This is a genomic window from Streptomyces sp. NPDC057877 (assembly GCF_042796855.1).
Taxonomy (GTDB): domain Bacteria; phylum Actinomycetota; class Actinomycetes; order Streptomycetales; family Streptomycetaceae; genus Streptomyces.
The window spans coordinates 734172-750757 of the sequence record NZ_JBHVMS010000003.1 but is presented as its reverse complement, the minus strand read 5'-3'; the positions used below and the strand labels follow the sequence as shown (position 1 = coordinate 750757).

The window sequence follows — 16586 nt, the reverse complement described above, 5'->3', positions numbered from 1 at the left end:
CAAGTACCGTGGCATGTGACGGGTGTCACCGCATAAGTTTTGAAAGTGGCGGTACTTACACCCCACCTACAACTGGTCAATTTAATATGTGCAATTGCACCAGCCTGACCAGTCACGCAGAGACACCCCCCAGACTCCGACAAGGCCGCTCACAGAGCACCGCCCGCCCACCCCACGGCCCCACCACAGGGCACAAAAAAGATCGCGCTGGACCCGGCGGAGTCCAGCGCGATCCACGACGCACCCTGTCACTTGCCCGACGACTGTGGGCGGGGGCCCTGTTGGGGCAGGACCCGCGTCGCTTGGAGCTGTGGTTCCGGACATCGGGGCAGATTTGGGGGCCTGCCGCTATGCCCGGGTATTCAGTTGTTCGGGCCCGTTAGGGCCCGTCAGACCCGTTAAGGGCCTGTTCAGGCCTCGCTGCGCTGCTGCGGGATGCCCGCGAGCAGAGCGCGGACCTCCGCCTCGCGGTAGCGGCGGTGCCCGCCGAGCGTGCGGATCGACGTGAGCTTGCCGGCCTTCGCCCAGCGCGTGACCGTCTTCGGGTCGACGCGGAACATGGTGGCGACCTCAGCCGGGGTCAGCAGCGGCTCGGCATCAGGGGTGCGAGCGGTCATGAGCGGCCTCCTCGGGAGAACCGAACCTTCTCGGTTCTTTCCTCTAAATTCTGCACCTTGACCCGCGTTGCCCGAAATGGCGGACGCGAGTCGAGTCGGTTATAGGACGAACGGCTTGTCCTCGGCACTACAACTACACCATCTGTCCAGCCGCGTCGGCCAAACCGATGGAATTGCCCCCCCAGGCGTTCATCACCGACGGAAGCCGATGGACCATGCCATAGCGGACAGTCACGCCACTGTGACGATCAGTCACAGGACGATCAGGAGTCATCAGACCCCCCAAAGCGTGCAATGCTGAGACAGAGCCCTCCCCGGGCTCCTTGTCCTATTTTGGCACGAGGAGGGGGAAGCGGCGCAAGAGCCCGGCTACGTGCGGTCTGTCACGCTTGGGGCAAACGCCCGGATCGGGACCTACGTCCCGTCAACTCCGGCAAGTCGGTAGACCGTACGCCGTTCACGGCCCCATGGACCGTGACCTGCGTCACGTGGGCCTCATCACGCCCACCGGCAGCTGTCGCCCCGTCAGTTCGCGGAACGCAAATCGCGGACCGCGCGCCACCGCTCCACCAGCCGCCCGTACGCGCGCCCGGCGCGCGCCCCGTCGCCGTTGCGCAGCGCCTCGATGCCCTCGGCCACGTCGGCCGCCGAGTGGTCGCCCTCCAGCTCGCCCGCGGGCAGGGCGTGCACCAGACCGCCGTAGTCCACCTCGACCAGTGAGCGCGGGTGGAACTCCTCCAGCCAGCGGCCGACGTCCACCAGCCCGTCGATCAACGGGCCCTCGTCGACGGCCTCCCTCAGCGCCCGCAGCCCGCGGGCGACCCGGCGCCGGGCCTGGACCATGGGGGTGCGGTAGCGCAGCACCGGTACCGGCGGCTCGTCGTCGGCGTCCGCGGACCCCTTGTCGTACTCCCGCTCCTCGTCGGTGACGAGGACGAACCAGTTCAGCGGGACCTGCCAGGTCGCCGTGCGGATCCAGGGGCGGGCGTCGGGGTTCCCAGCCAGCCAGCGCTCGTAGTCCTGGGTGGCCTGGCGGCGGACCACCGGGGGCAGGACGGCGTCGAGGACGGCGGCGGGGAGTTCCTCGGCGAGGTCGCCCAGGGCCTGCCAGCCGCGCAGCCGGGTGCGCCAGGGGCAGACGTAGATCACGTCGTCGAGGTGCAGGACGAAGGCGTCGCCGGACTCGTGCACCGGCACCGCGATCGGCGGGGTGGGCACCAAGTCGGCCAGGGAGCGGCGGAGTTCGTCCTGGTACGAGGGGTGGTCGGGGTGGCGGGCGTAGCGCGCCCAGTGGGACCGCTCGGGCTCCGGGAAGGCGGCCAGGGGCTCGTACACGCGCAGGTACGTCGCATACGGCACGATCAACGAGGACACCTTGGGCACGCCTGCTCCCTCCCCCGCCCGCCGCCGGGGAAACCTGCCGGGACCGCTCCGGGACGTGCGGGAAATCCCTGCAAATCGTCCCATGAACGGCCGCGAAGGTACTCCGTGCGGAGGTGATCTGGACCACTGGGCGGCCTAGGCTCATGGGCAGGCTCTAATCTCCTGCCTACGAGCCCCGCCACCTGTACGGGAGCCCGTTCCCAACCGCCGCAACTTACTCAGGAGTCACCACCGTGACCGACGTAACCGGCGCACCTGCTGATGTACTGCACACCCTGTTCCACTCGGACCAGGGCGGTCATGAGCAAGTCGTGCTTTGTCAGGACCGCGCCAGCGGTCTGAAGGCCGTCATCGCCATCCATTCCACCGCTCTGGGCCCCGCCCTCGGCGGTACCCGTTTCTACCCGTACGCCACCGAGGCGGAGGCCGTCGCCGACGCCCTGAACCTCGCGCGCGGGATGTCGTACAAGAACGCCATGGCCGGGCTGGAGCACGGCGGCGGTAAGGCCGTGATCATCGGTGACCCCGAGACGATCAAGACCGAACAGCTGCTGCTCGCCTACGGCCGCTTCGTGGCCTCGCTCGGTGGCCGGTACGTCACCGCGTGCGACGTCGGCACCTATGTCGCCGACATGGACGTGGTGGCGCGGGAGTGCCGCTGGACGACCGGGCGCTCGCCGGAGAACGGCGGCGCGGGCGACTCCTCCGTGCTCACCGCCTTCGGCGTCTACCAGGGCATGCGGGCCTCCGCCCAGCACCTGTGGGGCGACCCGTCGCTGCGCGGCCGCAAGGTCGGCATCGCGGGCGTCGGCAAGGTCGGCCACCACCTGGTGGAGCACCTGCGCGCGGAGGGCGCCGAGGTCGTCATCACCGACGTCCGCGAGGCCGCCGTCCAGCGGATCCTCGACCGGCACCCCGAGGGCGTCTCGGCCGTCGCCGACACCGAGGCGCTGATCCGCGTCGAGGGCCTGGACATCTACGCCCCCTGCGCGCTGGGCGGCGCCCTGAACGACGCCTCCGTGCCGGTGCTGACCGCCAAGGTGGTGTGCGGCGCGGCCAACAACCAGCTCGCCCACCCGGGCGTCGAGAAGGACCTCGCCGACCGCGGGATCCTCTACGCGCCGGACTACGTGGTGAACGCGGGCGGTGTCATCCAGGTGGCGGACGAGCTGCACGGCTTCGACTTCGACCGGTGCAAGGCCAAGGCCGCGAAGATCTACGACACCACGCTGGCCATATTCGCACGTGCGAAGTCGGACGGGATTCCGCCCGCCGCGGCGGCCGACCGGATCGCCGAGCAGCGGATGCACGAGGCGGCGGCCGAGCGCGGTTGGTGACCCTCGGCGGGGCGGCCGTCACCGGCCGACCGCGGGTCGGGCGCAGGTTTGGGCGGTACCTGCCGGTGGAAGTTAGAGAGAACTCTCACTTCCACCGGCGGGTCGCCCGTCGGTAAGTGGTTAAAATCGCCACTGACCAGCGAGGACGGGGCGTCTCGCAGGTTCTGGGCGCGGGCACGTCATGCGGGCGACGTACCGTATGGGCGCGGGCTCAGGTACCGTGGAAGCCCTACGGACCGGTCTCTCCACGGAGAGCCCGTTCCGGACCATGAACGCGTGTCAAGACTCTGGGGCCGTCGAGCCCCGTCGTTGAGGGGGTCGAGCCATGGGGCGCGGCCGGGCCAAGGCCAAGCAGACGAAGGTCGCCCGCCAGCTGAAGTACAACAGCGGTGGGACTGATCTCTCACGCCTGGCCGAAGAGCTGGGCGCATCGACATCGAATCCGCCGCCGCCGAACGGCGAGCGGTTCGAAGACGATGAGCATGACGACGACGACCTGTACTCCCGGTACGCCGACCTCTATGAGGACGACGACGAGGAGGACGAGGACGACCAGTCCTCACAGCACCGTCGCGGCGCTTGACCTTGCACTGAGCATCCACCCGGTCGGTGACTTCGGTCACCGACCGGGTTCTGTGCTGCCCACCGGGCGGCACGGTCCTTGTCAGCTCGCGTAGTCACCGGTCATCGCCGCGCCCGTGGTGTGCTCACCACGGTCGGTGATCTCTCCCGCCACCCAGGCTTCCACGCCACGGTCGGCGAGGGTCGCCAGGGCCACGTCGGTGGACTCCTCGGGCACGATCGCGATCATGCCCACGCCCATGTTCAGGGTCTTCTCCAGCTCCAGGCGCTCGACGTCACCGGTCCGGCCGACCAGGTCGAACACCGGGGCCGGGGTCCAGGTCGAGCGGTCGACGACCGCGTGCAGCCCGTCCGGGATGACCCGGGCCAGGTTGGCCGCGAGTCCGCCGCCGGTGATGTGGCTGAAGGCGTGCACCTCGGTGGTGCGGGTCAGCGCCAGGCAGTCCAGCGAGTAGATCTTCGTCGGTACGAGGAGTTCCTCGCCCAGCGTGCGGCCGAGGTCGGCGATCTCCGCGTCCAGCGACAGGCCCGCCTGGTTCAGCAGGACGTGCCGGACCAGCGAGTACCCGTTCGAGTGAAGGCCCGAGGACGCCATGGCGATCACCGCGTCACCCGTACGGATGCGATCCGGGCCGAGCAGCCGGTCGGCCTCCACGACGCCCGTACCGGCGCCCGCCACGTCGAAGTCGTCCTCGCCCAGCAGGCCGGGGTGTTCGGCCGTCTCACCGCCCACCAGGGCGCATCCGGCCAGCACACAGCCCTCCGCGATGCCCTTGACGATTGCGGCGACCCGCTCGGGGTGGACCTTGCCGACGCAGATGTAGTCGGTCATGAACAGCGGCTCGGCGCCGCACACCACGATGTCGTCCATGACCATGGCGACCAGGTCGTGGCCGATCGTGTCGTAGACGCCCAGCTGGCGGGCGATGTCGACCTTCGTGCCGACGCCGTCGGTGGCGGAGGCGAGCAGCGGACGCTCGTAGCGCTTGAGGGCGGAGGCGTCGAAGAGTCCGGCGAAACCGCCGAGGCCGCCGAGGACCTCGGGGCGCTGGGTCTTCTTGACCCACTCCTTCATCAGCTCCACCGCGCGGTCGCCCGCCTCGATGTCGACGCCCGCTGCTGCGTAGCTGGCACCAGTTGTCTCAGACATGGCTTTGAGAACCTTCGTGTCGTACGGCAGGTAGTGCGGGCGCGCTACGGGCGGCGGATGGCGTCGGCGGCGGCCGTGGCGGCGGGCCCGGCGGCCAGCTCGGTCTCCAGTAGCTGCTTGCCGAGCAGCTCGGGGTCCGGCAGCTCCATCGGGTACTCGCCGTCGAAGCAGGCGCGGCAGAGGTTCGGCTTGGCGATGGTGGTCGCCCCGATCATGCCGTCGATGGAGATGTAGGCCAGGGAGTCGGCGCCGAGGGAGCGGCCGATCTCGTCGACCGACATGCCGTTGGCGATCAGCTCGGCGCGGGTGGCGAAGTCGATGCCGAAGAAGCAGGGCCACTTCACGGGCGGCGAGGAGATCCGGATGTGGACCTCGGCCGCGCCCGCCTCGCGGAGCATGCGGACCAGGGCGCGCTGGGTGTTGCCGCGGACGATGGAGTCGTCCACGACGACCAGCCGCTTGCCCTTGATGACTTCCTTCAGCGGGTTCAGCTTCAGGCGGATGCCGAGCTGGCGGATGGTCTGGGAGGGCTGGATGAACGTACGTCCGACGTACGCGTTCTTGACCAGGCCCGCGCCGAAGGGGATGCCGGACGCCTCCGCGTAGCCGATGGCGGCCGGGGTGCCGGATTCCGGGGTCGCTATGACGAGGTCGGCCTCGACGGGGGCCTCGGCGGCGAGCTTGCGGCCCATCTCCACGCGGGAGAGGTACACGTTCCGCCCGGCGATGTCGGTGTCCGGGCGTGCCAGGTAGACGTACTCGAAGACACAGCCCTTGGGCTTCGCGTCCGCGAATCGGGAGGAGCGCAGGCCGTTCTCGTCGATGGCGATGAACTCGCCCGGCTCGATCTCCCGGACGAAGCTGGCGCCGCAGATGTCCAGGGCGGCGCTCTCGGAGGCGACCACCCAGCCGCGCTCCAGACGGCCGAGGACCAGCGGGCGGATGCCCTGCGGGTCGCGGGCGGCGTACAGGGTGTGCTCGTTCATGAAGACGAGCGAGAAGGCGCCCCGGACCTTGGGGAGGACCACGGGGGCCGCTTCCTCCACGGTCAGCGGCTTGCCGTCCTCGTCGACCTGGGCCGCGAGCAGCGCGGTCAGCAGGTCGGTGTCGTTGGTGGCGGCCACGCGGGTGGAGCGGCCGTTGTCCTTGGGCAGGTCGGCGACCATCTCGGCGAGCTGCGCCGTGTTGACCAGGTTGCCGTTGTGACCGAGCGCGATGGAACCGTGCGCGGTGGCACGGAACGTCGGCTGGGCGTTTTCCCACACGGAGGCGCCGGTGGTCGAGTAGCGGGCGTGTCCGACCGCGATATGACCCTGGAGCGAACCGAGCGAGGTCTCGTCGAAGACCTGGGAGACCAGGCCCATGTCCTTGAAGACGAGGATCTGGGAGCCGTTGCTGACCGCGATTCCCGCGGATTCCTGGCCCCGATGCTGGAGGGCGTAGAGCCCGAAGTACGTGAGCTTTGCGACCTCTTCGCCCGGAGCCCAGACACCGAAGACGCCACACGCGTCCTGGGGGCCCTTTTCGCCGGGAAGCAGATCGTGATTGAGTCGACCGTCACCACGTGGCACGGCACCGAGTGTAGGCGAGATCGACCACTGGTCCGAATTGGGGAATCCGGGCAGCGTATCGGTGTGATGTGCGTCACTGTCCGGCGTTCGCGGTGACGCTCTCGCCGTTTGTGCTGGTCAGCGTGAGGCTGCGGTGGTCGAGACGGTAGTCGACCTTGCTGTCGAAGAGTCCCAGCAGCCGCTTCTCCAGATCCATGAGTGAGGCGTCGCACATCCTTCGGGTGGTGGACGGCGTGCCCAGGGTGATGGTGCCGTCGCCGACCGTGGCGGGCGCGGTGACGCGGTTGCAGCCGACGCTGCCGGTGACCTCGCCCGTCTTCTCGTCGAAGGTGAGGTGCGCCTTGCCCTCGGTGCCGGACGGCAGGGACTGGGTGGTCTCGCCGCTGCCGAGACCGGTGACGGTCCAGCGGGTGCCGTGCAGCGGGGCGCCCTTCTCCTCGGTGAGTCGGACGGTGTCGCCGGAACCGGTGGTGAGGGTGAGGTGGCCGTCGGCGGTCTTCGCCCGGAGGGTGTCGGCCAGGAGGGTGCGGGCGAGCCGCTCCTCGAAGGCGAGGTCGTCGCAGCCCATCTCGGTGGCGGCGGCGTCGCTGAAGCGGACGCGGTCGCCGTCGATGCTGGCGCGGGCGCTGAAGTGGTTGCAGCCGTAGTTGCCCTGCGCCCTGCCGCTGTCGTCGATGTGGACCCGGGCCGAGGCGGGCGCCTTGAGGGTGGTGCCGTCCACGGTGACGCTGTCGACCGTCCAGTGGACGCCGGTCAGGGGGCTGCGGGGCTCGGCCGAGCCGCTGCCGCCGCTGCCCGCCTTCTCGGTGCCGCAGGCCGCGGCCAGCGGGAGGAGGGCGAGGGCGGTGACGGTGAGGGTGGTGCGGTGCGTCTGCCTGTACATGCCGCTTCGACGGGGCGGGTGGGGTGGTTGGTTCCCCCCCTTGGTCAGGCCTTTCGGTCAGGACAGCAGCGGCAGGAGCCCCGAGAGGTCGGCCCGCTCCCCGCTGGCGCTCACCTTGGCGTCCGCGATCGCGTCCGGCCAGGACAGCCGTCCCGTGGCCAGCCTGATCCAGGTCAGCGGGTCGGTCTCGACCACGTTCGGCGGGGTGCCGCGGGTGTGCCGGAGCCCTTCGACGCACTGCACCACGGCGTACGGCGGGATCCGCACCTCGGTGGAGCCGCCGGGCGCCTTCGCGGCGAGCACGTCGGCGAGCAGCCGGGTGCAGGTGGCGAGCGCCTGCCGGTCGTAGGGGATGTCGAGGCCGGGCACGGCGGCGTTCAGGTCGTCGGTGTGGACGACGAGTTCGACGGTCCGCGTGACGACGTAGTCCGCGAGCGGCAGCGCGCCCGCGCTGGTGGGCAGCAGGCGGGTGCCGGGGTGGTCGTCGAGCGCGGCGGTGAAGTGGCGTTCGCGGTCGGCGAGGTGGGCGTCGGGGTCGGGATGCTCGGCCGCGAGCCGGGTGGCGGTGTCCGCGATGGCGGGGGCGTCGGCCACGATCGCCGACGGCCAGTCGAGCAGGGCCCCGCTCGGCCGCGCGGGCTCCGGCTCGCCGACCAGCCGGGGCACCGCGCCGAGCGCCATCCCGACGTGCGCCACCAGCTCCCGTACCGTCCACTCCCCGAGCCGCGTCGGCAGCGCGAGCTGCTCCGGGGTGAGCGTGCGGACGGCCGCCCTGATGTTGCCGAACTGGGCGAGGACGGCGGCGCGGGTCCTGGCGGGGTCGTAGGCGCGGGGGCGCTTCTTGGCTGGCGGCATGGGGTGAGCCTATGAGGGGCACAGGCGGGACGGCCAGCAGCGGCGGAGCCCCCGGCCGGCGGACCGGTCGGGGGCTTTGAACGGGGCGTGGGGTCAGGCCAGCAGCGCCGGGATCGTGCCCTCGTGGGCCTCGCGCAGCTCGGTCAGGGAGAGCGTGAACTCGCCCTGGACCTCGACCGTGTCGCCGTCGACGACGCCGATGCGGGTGGCGGGCAGGCCGCGCGCACCGCACATGTCGTTCAGGCGGACCTCCTCCGAGCGCGGCACGGCGACGATCGCGCGGCCCGCCGACTCGGAGAACAGGAACGTGAACGCGTCGAGCCCGTCCGGTACGACCAGACGCGCGCCCTTGTCGCCGAGCAGCGCCGACTCGACGACCGCCTGGATCAGACCGCCGTCGGACAGGTCGTGCGCGGCGTCGATCATGCCGTCGCGGGAGGCGGAGATCAGGACCTCCGCGAGCAGCCGCTCACGCTCCAGGTCGACCTCCGGCGGCAGCCCGCCGAGGTGGTCGTGGACCACCTGGGACCAGGCCGAGCCGCCGAACTCCTCCTTGGTGTCACCGAGGAGGTACAGCAACTGGCCCTCCTCCGCGAAGGCGACCGGCGTGCGGCGGGCGACGTCGTCGATCACACCGAGGACCGCCACGACCGGGGTGGGGTGGATGGCCGCCTCGCCGGTCTGGTTGTAGAGCGAGACGTTGCCGCCCGTCACCGGGGTGCCGAGCTGCTGGCAGGCGTCCGCCAGACCGCGTACGGCCTCCGCGAACTGCCACATCACCGCCGGGTCCTCGGGGGAGCCGAAGTTCAGGCAGTCGGAGACGGCGAGCGGCTTGGCGCCGGTGGTGGCCACGTTGCGGTAGGCCTCGGCGAGGGCGAGCTGGGCGCCCTTGTACGGGTCCAGCTTGGCGTACCGGCCGTTGCCGTCCGTGGCGATGGCGACGCCGAGGCCGGTCTCCTCGTCGATGCGGATCATGCCGGAGTCCTCGGGCTGGGCGAGGACGGTGTTGCCCTGCACGAAGTGGTCGTACTGGGACGTGATCCACTTCTTGGAAGCCTGGTTCGGGGACGACACCAGCCGCAGGACCTGGGCCTTCAGCTCGTCGGCGGTCTCCGGGCGGGGCAGCTTGTTCGCGTCGTCCGCCTGGAGGGCGTCCTGCCAGGACGGGCGGGCGTAGGGGCGCTCGTAGGTCGGGCCCTCGTGGGCGACCGTGCGCGGGTCGACGTCGACGATCTTCTCGCCGTGCCAGTAGATCTCCAGGCGGTCGCCGTCGGTGACCTCACCGATGACGGTGGCGATGACGTCCCACTTGTCGCAGATCTCCAGGAAGCGGTCGACCTTGTCGGGCTCGACGACCGCGCACATCCTTTCCTGCGACTCCGACATCAGGATCTCCTCGGGGGAGAGCGTGGAGTCGCGCAGCGGGACGTCGTCCAGGGTGACGGTCATGCCGCCGGAGCCGTTGGAGGCCAGCTCGCTGGTCGCGCAGGACAGGCCCGCGGCGCCGAGGTCCTGGATGCCGACGACGAGCTTCTCCCGGAAGGCCTCCAGGGTGCACTCGATGAGGAGCTTCTCCTGGAAGGGGTCGCCGACCTGGACGGCGGGGCGCTTGGAGGGCTTGGCGTCGTCGAAGGTCTCGGAGGCCAGGATCGACGCGCCGCCGATGCCGTCGCCGCCGGTGCGGGCGCCGTACAGGATGACCTTGTTGCCCGCGCCGGAGGCCTTGGCGAGGTGGATGTCCTCGTGCCGCATGACGCCGATGCAACCGGCGTTGACCAGCGGGTTGCCCTGGTAGACGGCGTCGAAGACGACCTCGCCGCCGATGTTGGGCAGGCCCAGGCAGTTGCCGTAGCCGCCGATGCCCGCGACGACGCCCGGCAGGACGCGCTTGGTGTCGGGGTGGTCGGCGGCGCCGAAGCGCAGCGGGTCGACGACGGCGACCGGGCGGGCGCCCATCGCGATGATGTCGCGCACGATGCCGCCGACGCCGGTCGCGGCGCCCTGGTAGGGCTCCACGTACGACGGGTGGTTGTGCGACTCCACCTTGAAGGTGACGGCGTAGCCCTGGCCGACGTCGACGACGCCCGCGTTCTCGCCGATGCCGACGAGCAGGGCGTCGTTCTCGGGGGCCTTCTCGCCGAACTGGCGCAGGTGGACCTTGCTGCTCTTGTACGAGCAGTGCTCGGACCACATCACGGAGTACATGGCGAGTTCGGCGCCGGTGGGACGGCGGCCGAGGATCTCCACGACCCGCTCGTACTCGTCCTTCTTCAGGCCGAGTTCGGCCCAGGGCAGCTCGACGTCGGGGGTCGCGGCCGCGTGCTCGACCGTGTCCAGAGGCGTCCTGCTCATGCGGTGACCAGCTTCTTGAGGATCGAGGTGAAGAAGGGGAGGCCGTCGGTGCGGCCGGTGCCGATCAGCGGCTCCGTGGCGTGCTCCGGGTGCGGCATCAGGCCGACGACGTTGCCCGCCTCGTTGGTGATGCCCGCGATGTCGTTGAGCGAGCCGTTGGGGTTGAAGTCCAGGTAGCGGAAGGCGACGCGGCCCTCGGCCTCCAGCTGGTCCAGCGTGTACTGGTCGGCGACGTAGCGGCCGTCCATGTTCTTGAGCGGGATGTGGATCTCCTGCCCGCTCTCGTAGTCGCTGGTCCAGGCGGTGGACGTGTTCTCCACCCGCAGCTTCTGGTCGCGGCAGATGAAGTGCAGGTGGTCGTTGCCGAGCATGCCGCCGGGCAGCAGATGGGCCTCGGTGAGGATCTGGAAGCCGTTGCAGATGCCGAGGACGGGCAGTCCGGCCTTCGCCTGGTCGATGACGGTCTCCATCACCGGCGAGAAGCGGGAGATGGCCCCGGCGCGCAGATAGTCGCCGTAGGAGAAACCGCCGGGCAGCACCACGGCGTCGACCTGCTTGAGGTCCTTGTCCTTGTGCCAGAGAGCGACGGGTTCGGCACCCGCGAGACGGATCGCGCGCTGTGTGTCGCGGTCGTCGAGACTTCCCGGGAAAGTGACGACGCCAATACGAGCGGTCACTTCACGGCCTCCGCGACTTCCTCCACCTTCACGGTGAAGTCCTCGATCACCGTGTTGGCGAGGAAGGATTCCGCGAGCTCATGGATGCGGGCGAGCGCGGCCTCGTCGACCGGCCCGTCAACTTCCAGTTCGAATCGCTTTCCCTGACGTACGTCGGAGATGCCGTCGAAACCCAGCCGCGGCAGTGCGCGCTGCACCGCCTGGCCCTGGGGGTCGAGGATCTCCGGCTTGAGCATGACGTCGACTACGACGCGTGCCACTGGCACTCCCGGTGTGTGGTGCTGAGCAGGTTCCTTCAGACTACCCGCACAAAATTTCTACGCGAGTAGATTTGTAGGAAACTACGGATCCCGAGCGACGCCCACCTGCCGTTGATCACGCACATCATCACGATCCTGCATCGAAGCGAGCACCGGACAGGGCCGTTCATGAAAAGTTCCGGGAAAGATCCCGATTCTCCACGGCGAAACCTATTGCGCTCGGACACGCGGGGAGATTTAGTCAGGCTTCACATTCGTTTGCCGAGCACTGTACAAATGAATTGGGAATAGCCGATACTCGGCACGTCATCGCAGTTGAGCGCTATAGATGTGCCGTACGAAGGGACCGATATTCGTGGCGCAGAAGGTCGTGGTCACTCTCTTTGACGACATCGACGGCTCGGAAGCGGCGGAAACGATCGCCTTCGGACTCGATGGCAAGTCGTACGAGATCGACCTGAATGAAGCCAATGCGAGCAAACTGCGGAAGGCGCTCGCGCCGTACGTGGAGGCAGGCCGCAAGCGGTCGAAGTCGGGCAAGGCCTACCGGCAGACGGAGGTGGCCCCCGATCCGGCGGCCGTCCGCGCCTGGGCCCAGGCCAACAAGATGGACGTGCCCGCCCGCGGACGGATCCCCAAGAAGGTCTACGAGGCGTTCGCCGCGGCGCGCTGAGGTCTGGGCGGGCCCGGTTGACCGACGCCCGGTCAGGCGGCCCTCGGCGCAGCCGACTTGCGCGGCACCCCCGGTGATCAGCTAGAGTCTGGAGCACGCCGCAGGGCGGGGCCGAAAAGCCCAGCTCACGGAGCGTGCGGGTGTAGTTCAGTAGTAGAACATCCCCCTTCCAGGGGGAAGGCGCAGTGTGCGATTCCTGTCACCCGCTCTGCATCGCCGGTCCGACCACTGTTGTGGATCAGGTAGGCTGGTGCTCGCACCGATCAGTGAAAGCTGGTCGGCGGCAATGCGGACGTAGCTCAGTTGGTAGAGCGCAACCTTGCCAAGGTTGAGGTCGCGAGTTCGAGCCTCGTCGTCCGCTCCAGTGTGATGAAGGCCCCGGTCGGGTTGGACCGGGGCCTTTGCCGTATGCCCATTCCCCTTCCACGTCTCTGACATTTGTCATGGCGAGCGGTGACAGCGCGCACTGCCGTCCGGCACCGGGCGCCGGGACGCTGAGGGCATGACGACGAACGAGCACGAGCACGTGATCGAGGTCACTGACCTACGGCGTGTCTACGGGGGCGGGTTCGAGGCCGTAGGCGGGATCACGTTCCACGTGAAACATGGCGAGGTCTTCGCCCTGCTCGGCACCAATGGCGCGGGCAAGACCTCGACGGTGGAACTGCTGGAAGGGCTGGCCGCACCGGCCGGGGGACGGGTCCGGGTACTCGGCCACGATCCCTACGAGGAGCGGGCCGCCGTACGACCGCGTACGGGCGTGATGTTGCAGGAGGGCGGCTTCCCCTCCGAGCTGACCGTCACGGAGACGGTACGGATGTGGGCCGGGTGTACGAGCGGGGCGCGGCCCGGCCCCGAGGTGCTGGCGCTGGTCGGGCTCGCGGAGAAGACGGACGTACGGGTCAAGCAGTTGTCCGGGGGTGAGCGGCGGCGGCTGGACCTGGCGCTGGCGCTGCTCGGCGAGCCCGAGGTGCTCTTCCTCGACGAACCGACGACCGGGCTCGACGCGGAGGGGCGCCGGGACACCTGGGAGTTGGTGCGGGCCCTGCGGGACGCCGGTACGACGGTGCTGCTGACCACGCACTACCTGGAGGAGGCGGAGAGCCTCGCCGACCGGCTGGCCATCCTGCACGAGGGCCGGATCGCCGCCGCCGGGACACCGGCCGAGGTCACCGCGGACCAGCCGTCCCGGATCTCCTTCGAACTGCCCGAGGGGTACTTCGTCGGGGACCTGCCGCCGCTCGCCGAGCTGGGCGTGTGCGGACACGAGGCCGAGGGACGGTTCGTACGCCTGCGGACGCGGGAGTTGCAGCGCGCGGCCACCGGGGTGCTGCGGTGGGCGGAGGGGGCCGGGGTCGAACTGCGCGGGCTGGATGTGCGGTCGGCCTCGCTGGAGGAGGCGTTCCTCGGGATCGCGCGGGAGGCCGCGGGCGCCAGCCGGGGCATCAAGGAGCAGGAGTACGCGCGATGAACGCTGTCGTCACCACCCCGGGGAGCCGGATGGCCGCGCTCGCGCGGGCCGAGCTGACCCTGTTCGGGCGCAGCAGGGCCACGGTTCTCACGGCACTGCTGGTGCCGCTCGCGCTGCCGTTCACCCTGCGGTCGGCCATGGCGGAGATGGATCTGGCGGAAGCCGGGCTCACCGTGGGCCTGGTGCTGCTGCCCGCCGCGATCGGGTTCTCGCTGCTGTTCGCGGTGTACGGCACGCTCGTCGCCGTCTACACCTCCCGGCGTGAGGAACTGGTGCTGAAGCGGCTGCGGACCGGTGAGCTGCGGGACGCGGAGATCCTCACCGGCGCGGCGCTGCCCGCCGTGGCGACCGGGCTGGCGCAGTCGCTGCTGCTGACGGTCGGGTGCGCGCTGCTGCTCGACCTGCCCGCGCCGCGTGCGCCGCACCTCGCCGTGCTGGGGCTGCTGTTGGGGCTGCCGCTGTGCGCGGCGCTCGCCTCGGCCACGGCGATCCTCACCCGGACCGTGGAGAGCGCCCAGGTCACCACGTTGCCGCTGGTGCTCGGCTCGATGATCGGCTCCGGGATCGCCGTACCGCTGGAACTGCTGCCCGACCGGGTGGCCTCGGTGTGCGAGCTGCTGCCGCTGTCCCCCGCCATCACGCTGGTGCGCGGCGGCTGGACCGGGAACCTGTCGGCGTACGAGGCACTGGGGGCGCTGGCGACCGCGCTGGCCTGGACGCTGGCCGCGGTGTTTGCTGTACGGCGGTGGTTCCGCTGGGAGCCACGGCGCTGAGGTGGGGTGGCGGCGGCGCCGGGACGGGAAGCGCGGGGGACTGGGAGTCGGGTTGGGCACGGACGTGCGTACGGCAGGGGGCTGGTGGCGGCGAAAGAGCACCCCGGCGAAGGTGGAGACGTACACCCGGTGGTCGTTCCACTTCTTCGTGGTGATCGAGTTCACCTCGGCCGGACTGCCCAGCGTGACGCAGGCGGGGCCGCGCCTCGGGGTGCTCATGCTGCTGATGGTGCTCGTTCACACCGTGCTGGTCGGGGTGACCGCCTCACGCGCGCTGGACTGGACGCGCGGGCGGCGGGAGCAGCCCTTGCGGCTGCTGTGGGCGCTGGGCGCGGTGACCGTGGCGGTCGGGGTCGCGGCGATCTGGATCGGGGAGCACGGTCCGGCGGGGGACGGCGTCGACACGGCGGCCAGTGCGGTCTTCTCCGTCGTGCTGATCTTCGGCGCCGGGAGCCTCGCGCTCGGGGTGCGGCGGCGGGCGCGGATCTTCGGGATGGTGGGGGGCTTCGCGGTCGGGACGGGAGTGGTGTCGTTCCCGCTCGGGCTGTCCGCGGTCAACGCGCTGGTGTCGTCGCTCGCGGTGCTGGTGGGCGCCGCGTTCTTCGCCTTCACCTCGGTCTTCTCCGTCTGGCTGCTGAACGCCGTCTACGCGCTCGACGAGGCCCGCGAGACCCGGACCCGGCTCGCGGTCGCCGAGGAGCGGCTGCGCTTCGGGCGCGATCTGCATGACGTGATGGGCCGCAATCTGGCGGTGATCGCGCTCAAGAGCGAGCTGGCCGTGCAGTTGGCCCGGCGCGGGCGGCCGGAGGCGGTGGAGCAGATGGTCGAGGTGCAGCGGATCGCGCGGGAGTCGCAGCGCGAGGTGCGGGACGTCGTACGCGGCTATCGCGAGGCCGACCTCGGGGTGGAGATCGCCGGGGCGCGCGGGGTGCTGACGGCGGCGGGCATCGAGTGCGAGGTGACCGGGGAGGCGGTCGGGGTGTCGGCCGGGCTGTCCGCCGAGGTGCAGTCGGCGCTCGGGTGGGTCGTGCGTGAGGCGACGACGAACGTGCTGCGGCACGGGGATGCCAAACGGTGTGATGTGGGGTTGCGGGTGCGGGAGGGGCTGGTGGTGCTGACGGTGGAGAACGACGGGGTGGGTGACGGCGGGTCCCGGAGCGACGGTGGCTCGGGGCTCGCCGGGTTGCGGGAGCGGTTGGCCGTGGTCGGTGGGGTGTTGGAGGCGGGGGTGGGCGCCGGGGGTGTGTTCCGGGTGGTGGCCGAGGTGCCGGTGGGGGCGGACGGATGACGGCGGTGCGGTTGCTGCTCGCCGACGACGAGCACCTCATCCGGGGAGCGCTGGCCACGCTGTTGTCGCTGGAGGAGGACCTCGTGGTGGTCGCCGAGGCGGCGAGCGGGCCGGAGGCGCTGGCGATGGCGATGGCGCATCGGCCCGATGTGGCCGTGCTGGATCTCCAGATGCCCGGGGCGGACGGTGTGAAGGTCGCCACATCGCTGCGTACGGAACTGCCCGGCTGCCAGGTGCTGAGCGTGACCAGCCATGGTCGGCCGGGGCATCTGAAGCGGGCGCTCGCGGCGGGGGTGCGTGGGTTCGTGCCCAAGACGGTCAGCGCGGAACGGCTCGCGGAGATCATCCGCACGGTGCACGGCGGAAGCCGTTACGTCGACCCCGAGTTGGCCGCCGACGCGATCTCCGCCGGGGACTCGCCACTGACCGCGCGGGAGGCGGAGGTGCTGGAGCTGGCCGCCGACGGGGCGCCGGTCGCGGAGATCGCCGAGCGGGCGGCGCTGTCCCAGGGAACGGTGCGGAACTATCTGTCGTCCGCCGTGTCGAAGCTGGGGGTGGAGAACCGGCATGCGGCAGTGCGGCTCGCGCGCGAGAGAGGTTGGGTATAGTTGCTCTCGCGCCACGGCGCAACGCGGACGTAGCTCAGTTGGTAGAGCGCAACCTTGCCAAGGTTGAGGTCGCGAGTTCGAACCTCGTCGTCCGCTCTCTGTAAGA

16 protein-coding genes and 3 tRNA genes are annotated in these 16586 nt (G+C 70.2%); 10 read left to right on the top strand and 9 right to left on the bottom strand.

Annotation, left to right across the window (positions count from 1 at the left end):
* Window positions 1–410: 410 nt before the first annotated feature.
* A complete protein-coding gene (gene bldC / locus ACFVQG_RS11250) occupies window positions 411–617 on the bottom strand; it encodes a developmental transcriptional regulator BldC (RefSeq protein WP_003949541.1) in 207 nt (68 codons plus the stop codon).
* A gap of 525 nt (window positions 618–1142) precedes the next feature.
* Window positions 1143–2000 (bottom strand): hypothetical protein, encoded by an 858-nt coding sequence (locus ACFVQG_RS11245; protein WP_383379560.1) that lies wholly within the window; start codon window positions 1998–2000, stop codon window positions 1143–1145.
* 233 nt (window positions 2001–2233) lie between these two features.
* Here ACFVQG_RS11245 and ACFVQG_RS11240 point away from each other — a divergent pair, with 233 nt between their 5' ends.
* Together ACFVQG_RS11240 and ACFVQG_RS11235 are read left to right on the top strand one after the other, a co-directional pair.
* On the top strand, window positions 2234–3337 hold the full coding sequence (locus tag ACFVQG_RS11240) for a Leu/Phe/Val dehydrogenase (protein ID WP_383379557.1): 1104 nt from the start codon (window positions 2234–2236) through the stop codon (window positions 3335–3337).
* A gap of 325 nt (window positions 3338–3662) precedes the next feature.
* Complete coding sequence (locus ACFVQG_RS11235; RefSeq protein ID WP_383379555.1) at window positions 3663–3920, top strand: DUF3073 domain-containing protein; 258 nt, start codon at window positions 3663–3665, stop codon at window positions 3918–3920.
* 81 nt (window positions 3921–4001) lie between these two features.
* On the opposite strand, the gene purM is transcribed toward ACFVQG_RS11235, so the two are convergent.
* The 7 genes from purM to purS form a co-directional block, all read right to left on the bottom strand.
* Window positions 4002–5069 carry a phosphoribosylformylglycinamidine cyclo-ligase gene (purM, locus tag ACFVQG_RS11230; protein WP_383379552.1) on the bottom strand — a complete coding sequence of 356 codons (1068 nt, stop codon included), beginning with the start codon at window positions 5067–5069 and terminating at the stop codon, window positions 4002–4004.
* Between the two features lie 44 nt (window positions 5070–5113).
* Window positions 5114–6640 (bottom strand): amidophosphoribosyltransferase, encoded by a 1527-nt coding sequence (gene purF, locus ACFVQG_RS11225; RefSeq protein ID WP_383379550.1) that lies wholly within the window; start codon window positions 6638–6640, stop codon window positions 5114–5116.
* A 73-nt stretch (window positions 6641–6713) separates the two neighbouring features.
* The gene (locus tag ACFVQG_RS11220; RefSeq protein WP_383379547.1) at window positions 6714–7523 is read right to left on the bottom strand and encodes an META domain-containing protein; all 810 of its coding nucleotides are present in this window, start codon (window positions 7521–7523) and stop codon (window positions 6714–6716) included.
* 57 nt (window positions 7524–7580) lie between these two features.
* Window positions 7581–8378, bottom strand: coding sequence for a sterol carrier family protein (locus tag ACFVQG_RS11215; protein ID WP_383379544.1), 798 nt, complete (start codon window positions 8376–8378; stop codon window positions 7581–7583).
* A gap of 93 nt (window positions 8379–8471) precedes the next feature.
* Window positions 8472–10730 carry a phosphoribosylformylglycinamidine synthase subunit PurL gene (gene purL / locus ACFVQG_RS11210; protein WP_383379541.1) on the bottom strand — a complete coding sequence of 753 codons (2259 nt, stop codon included), beginning with the start codon at window positions 10728–10730 and terminating at the stop codon, window positions 8472–8474.
* Window positions 10727–11407 (bottom strand): phosphoribosylformylglycinamidine synthase subunit PurQ, encoded by a 681-nt coding sequence (gene purQ, locus ACFVQG_RS11205; protein WP_383379538.1) that lies wholly within the window; start codon window positions 11405–11407, stop codon window positions 10727–10729. Before purQ ends, purL begins: the two co-directional genes overlap by 4 nt.
* The gene (purS, locus tag ACFVQG_RS11200; protein ID WP_189696117.1) at window positions 11404–11667 is read right to left on the bottom strand and encodes a phosphoribosylformylglycinamidine synthase subunit PurS; all 264 of its coding nucleotides are present in this window, start codon (window positions 11665–11667) and stop codon (window positions 11404–11406) included. The genes purQ and purS overlap by 4 nt, the downstream gene beginning before the upstream one ends.
* Before the next feature lie 355 nt (window positions 11668–12022).
* On the opposite strand from purS, the gene ACFVQG_RS11195 reads away from it, so the two are divergent.
* From ACFVQG_RS11195 to ACFVQG_RS11160, 8 genes are all read left to right on the top strand, one after another.
* Window positions 12023–12340 carry an Lsr2 family protein gene (locus ACFVQG_RS11195; protein ID WP_383379535.1) on the top strand — a complete coding sequence of 106 codons (318 nt, stop codon included), beginning with the start codon at window positions 12023–12025 and terminating at the stop codon, window positions 12338–12340.
* Between the two features lie 136 nt (window positions 12341–12476).
* Window positions 12477–12548: transfer RNA gene (locus ACFVQG_RS11190), tRNA-Gly, on the top strand.
* Between the two features lie 80 nt (window positions 12549–12628).
* A tRNA-Gly gene (locus tag ACFVQG_RS11185) sits at window positions 12629–12704 on the top strand.
* Window positions 12705–12842: 138 nt separating this feature from the next.
* Complete coding sequence (locus ACFVQG_RS11180; RefSeq protein WP_383379533.1) at window positions 12843–13811, top strand: ABC transporter ATP-binding protein; 969 nt, start codon at window positions 12843–12845, stop codon at window positions 13809–13811.
* Complete coding sequence (locus tag ACFVQG_RS11175) at window positions 13808–14584, top strand: ABC transporter permease (protein ID WP_383379530.1); 777 nt, start codon at window positions 13808–13810, stop codon at window positions 14582–14584. Before ACFVQG_RS11180 ends, ACFVQG_RS11175 begins: the two co-directional genes overlap by 4 nt.
* Window positions 14585–14648: 64 nt before the next feature.
* Entirely contained in the window at window positions 14649–15872 is a 1224-nt protein-coding gene (locus tag ACFVQG_RS11170) for a sensor histidine kinase (RefSeq protein WP_383379800.1), read from the top strand.
* Window positions 15869–16480 (top strand): response regulator, encoded by a 612-nt coding sequence (locus ACFVQG_RS11165; protein WP_383379528.1) that lies wholly within the window; start codon window positions 15869–15871, stop codon window positions 16478–16480. Before ACFVQG_RS11170 ends, ACFVQG_RS11165 begins: the two co-directional genes overlap by 4 nt.
* Before the next feature lie 23 nt (window positions 16481–16503).
* A tRNA-Gly gene (locus ACFVQG_RS11160) sits at window positions 16504–16576 on the top strand.
* The last annotated feature ends 10 nt before the right edge of the window (window positions 16577–16586 follow it).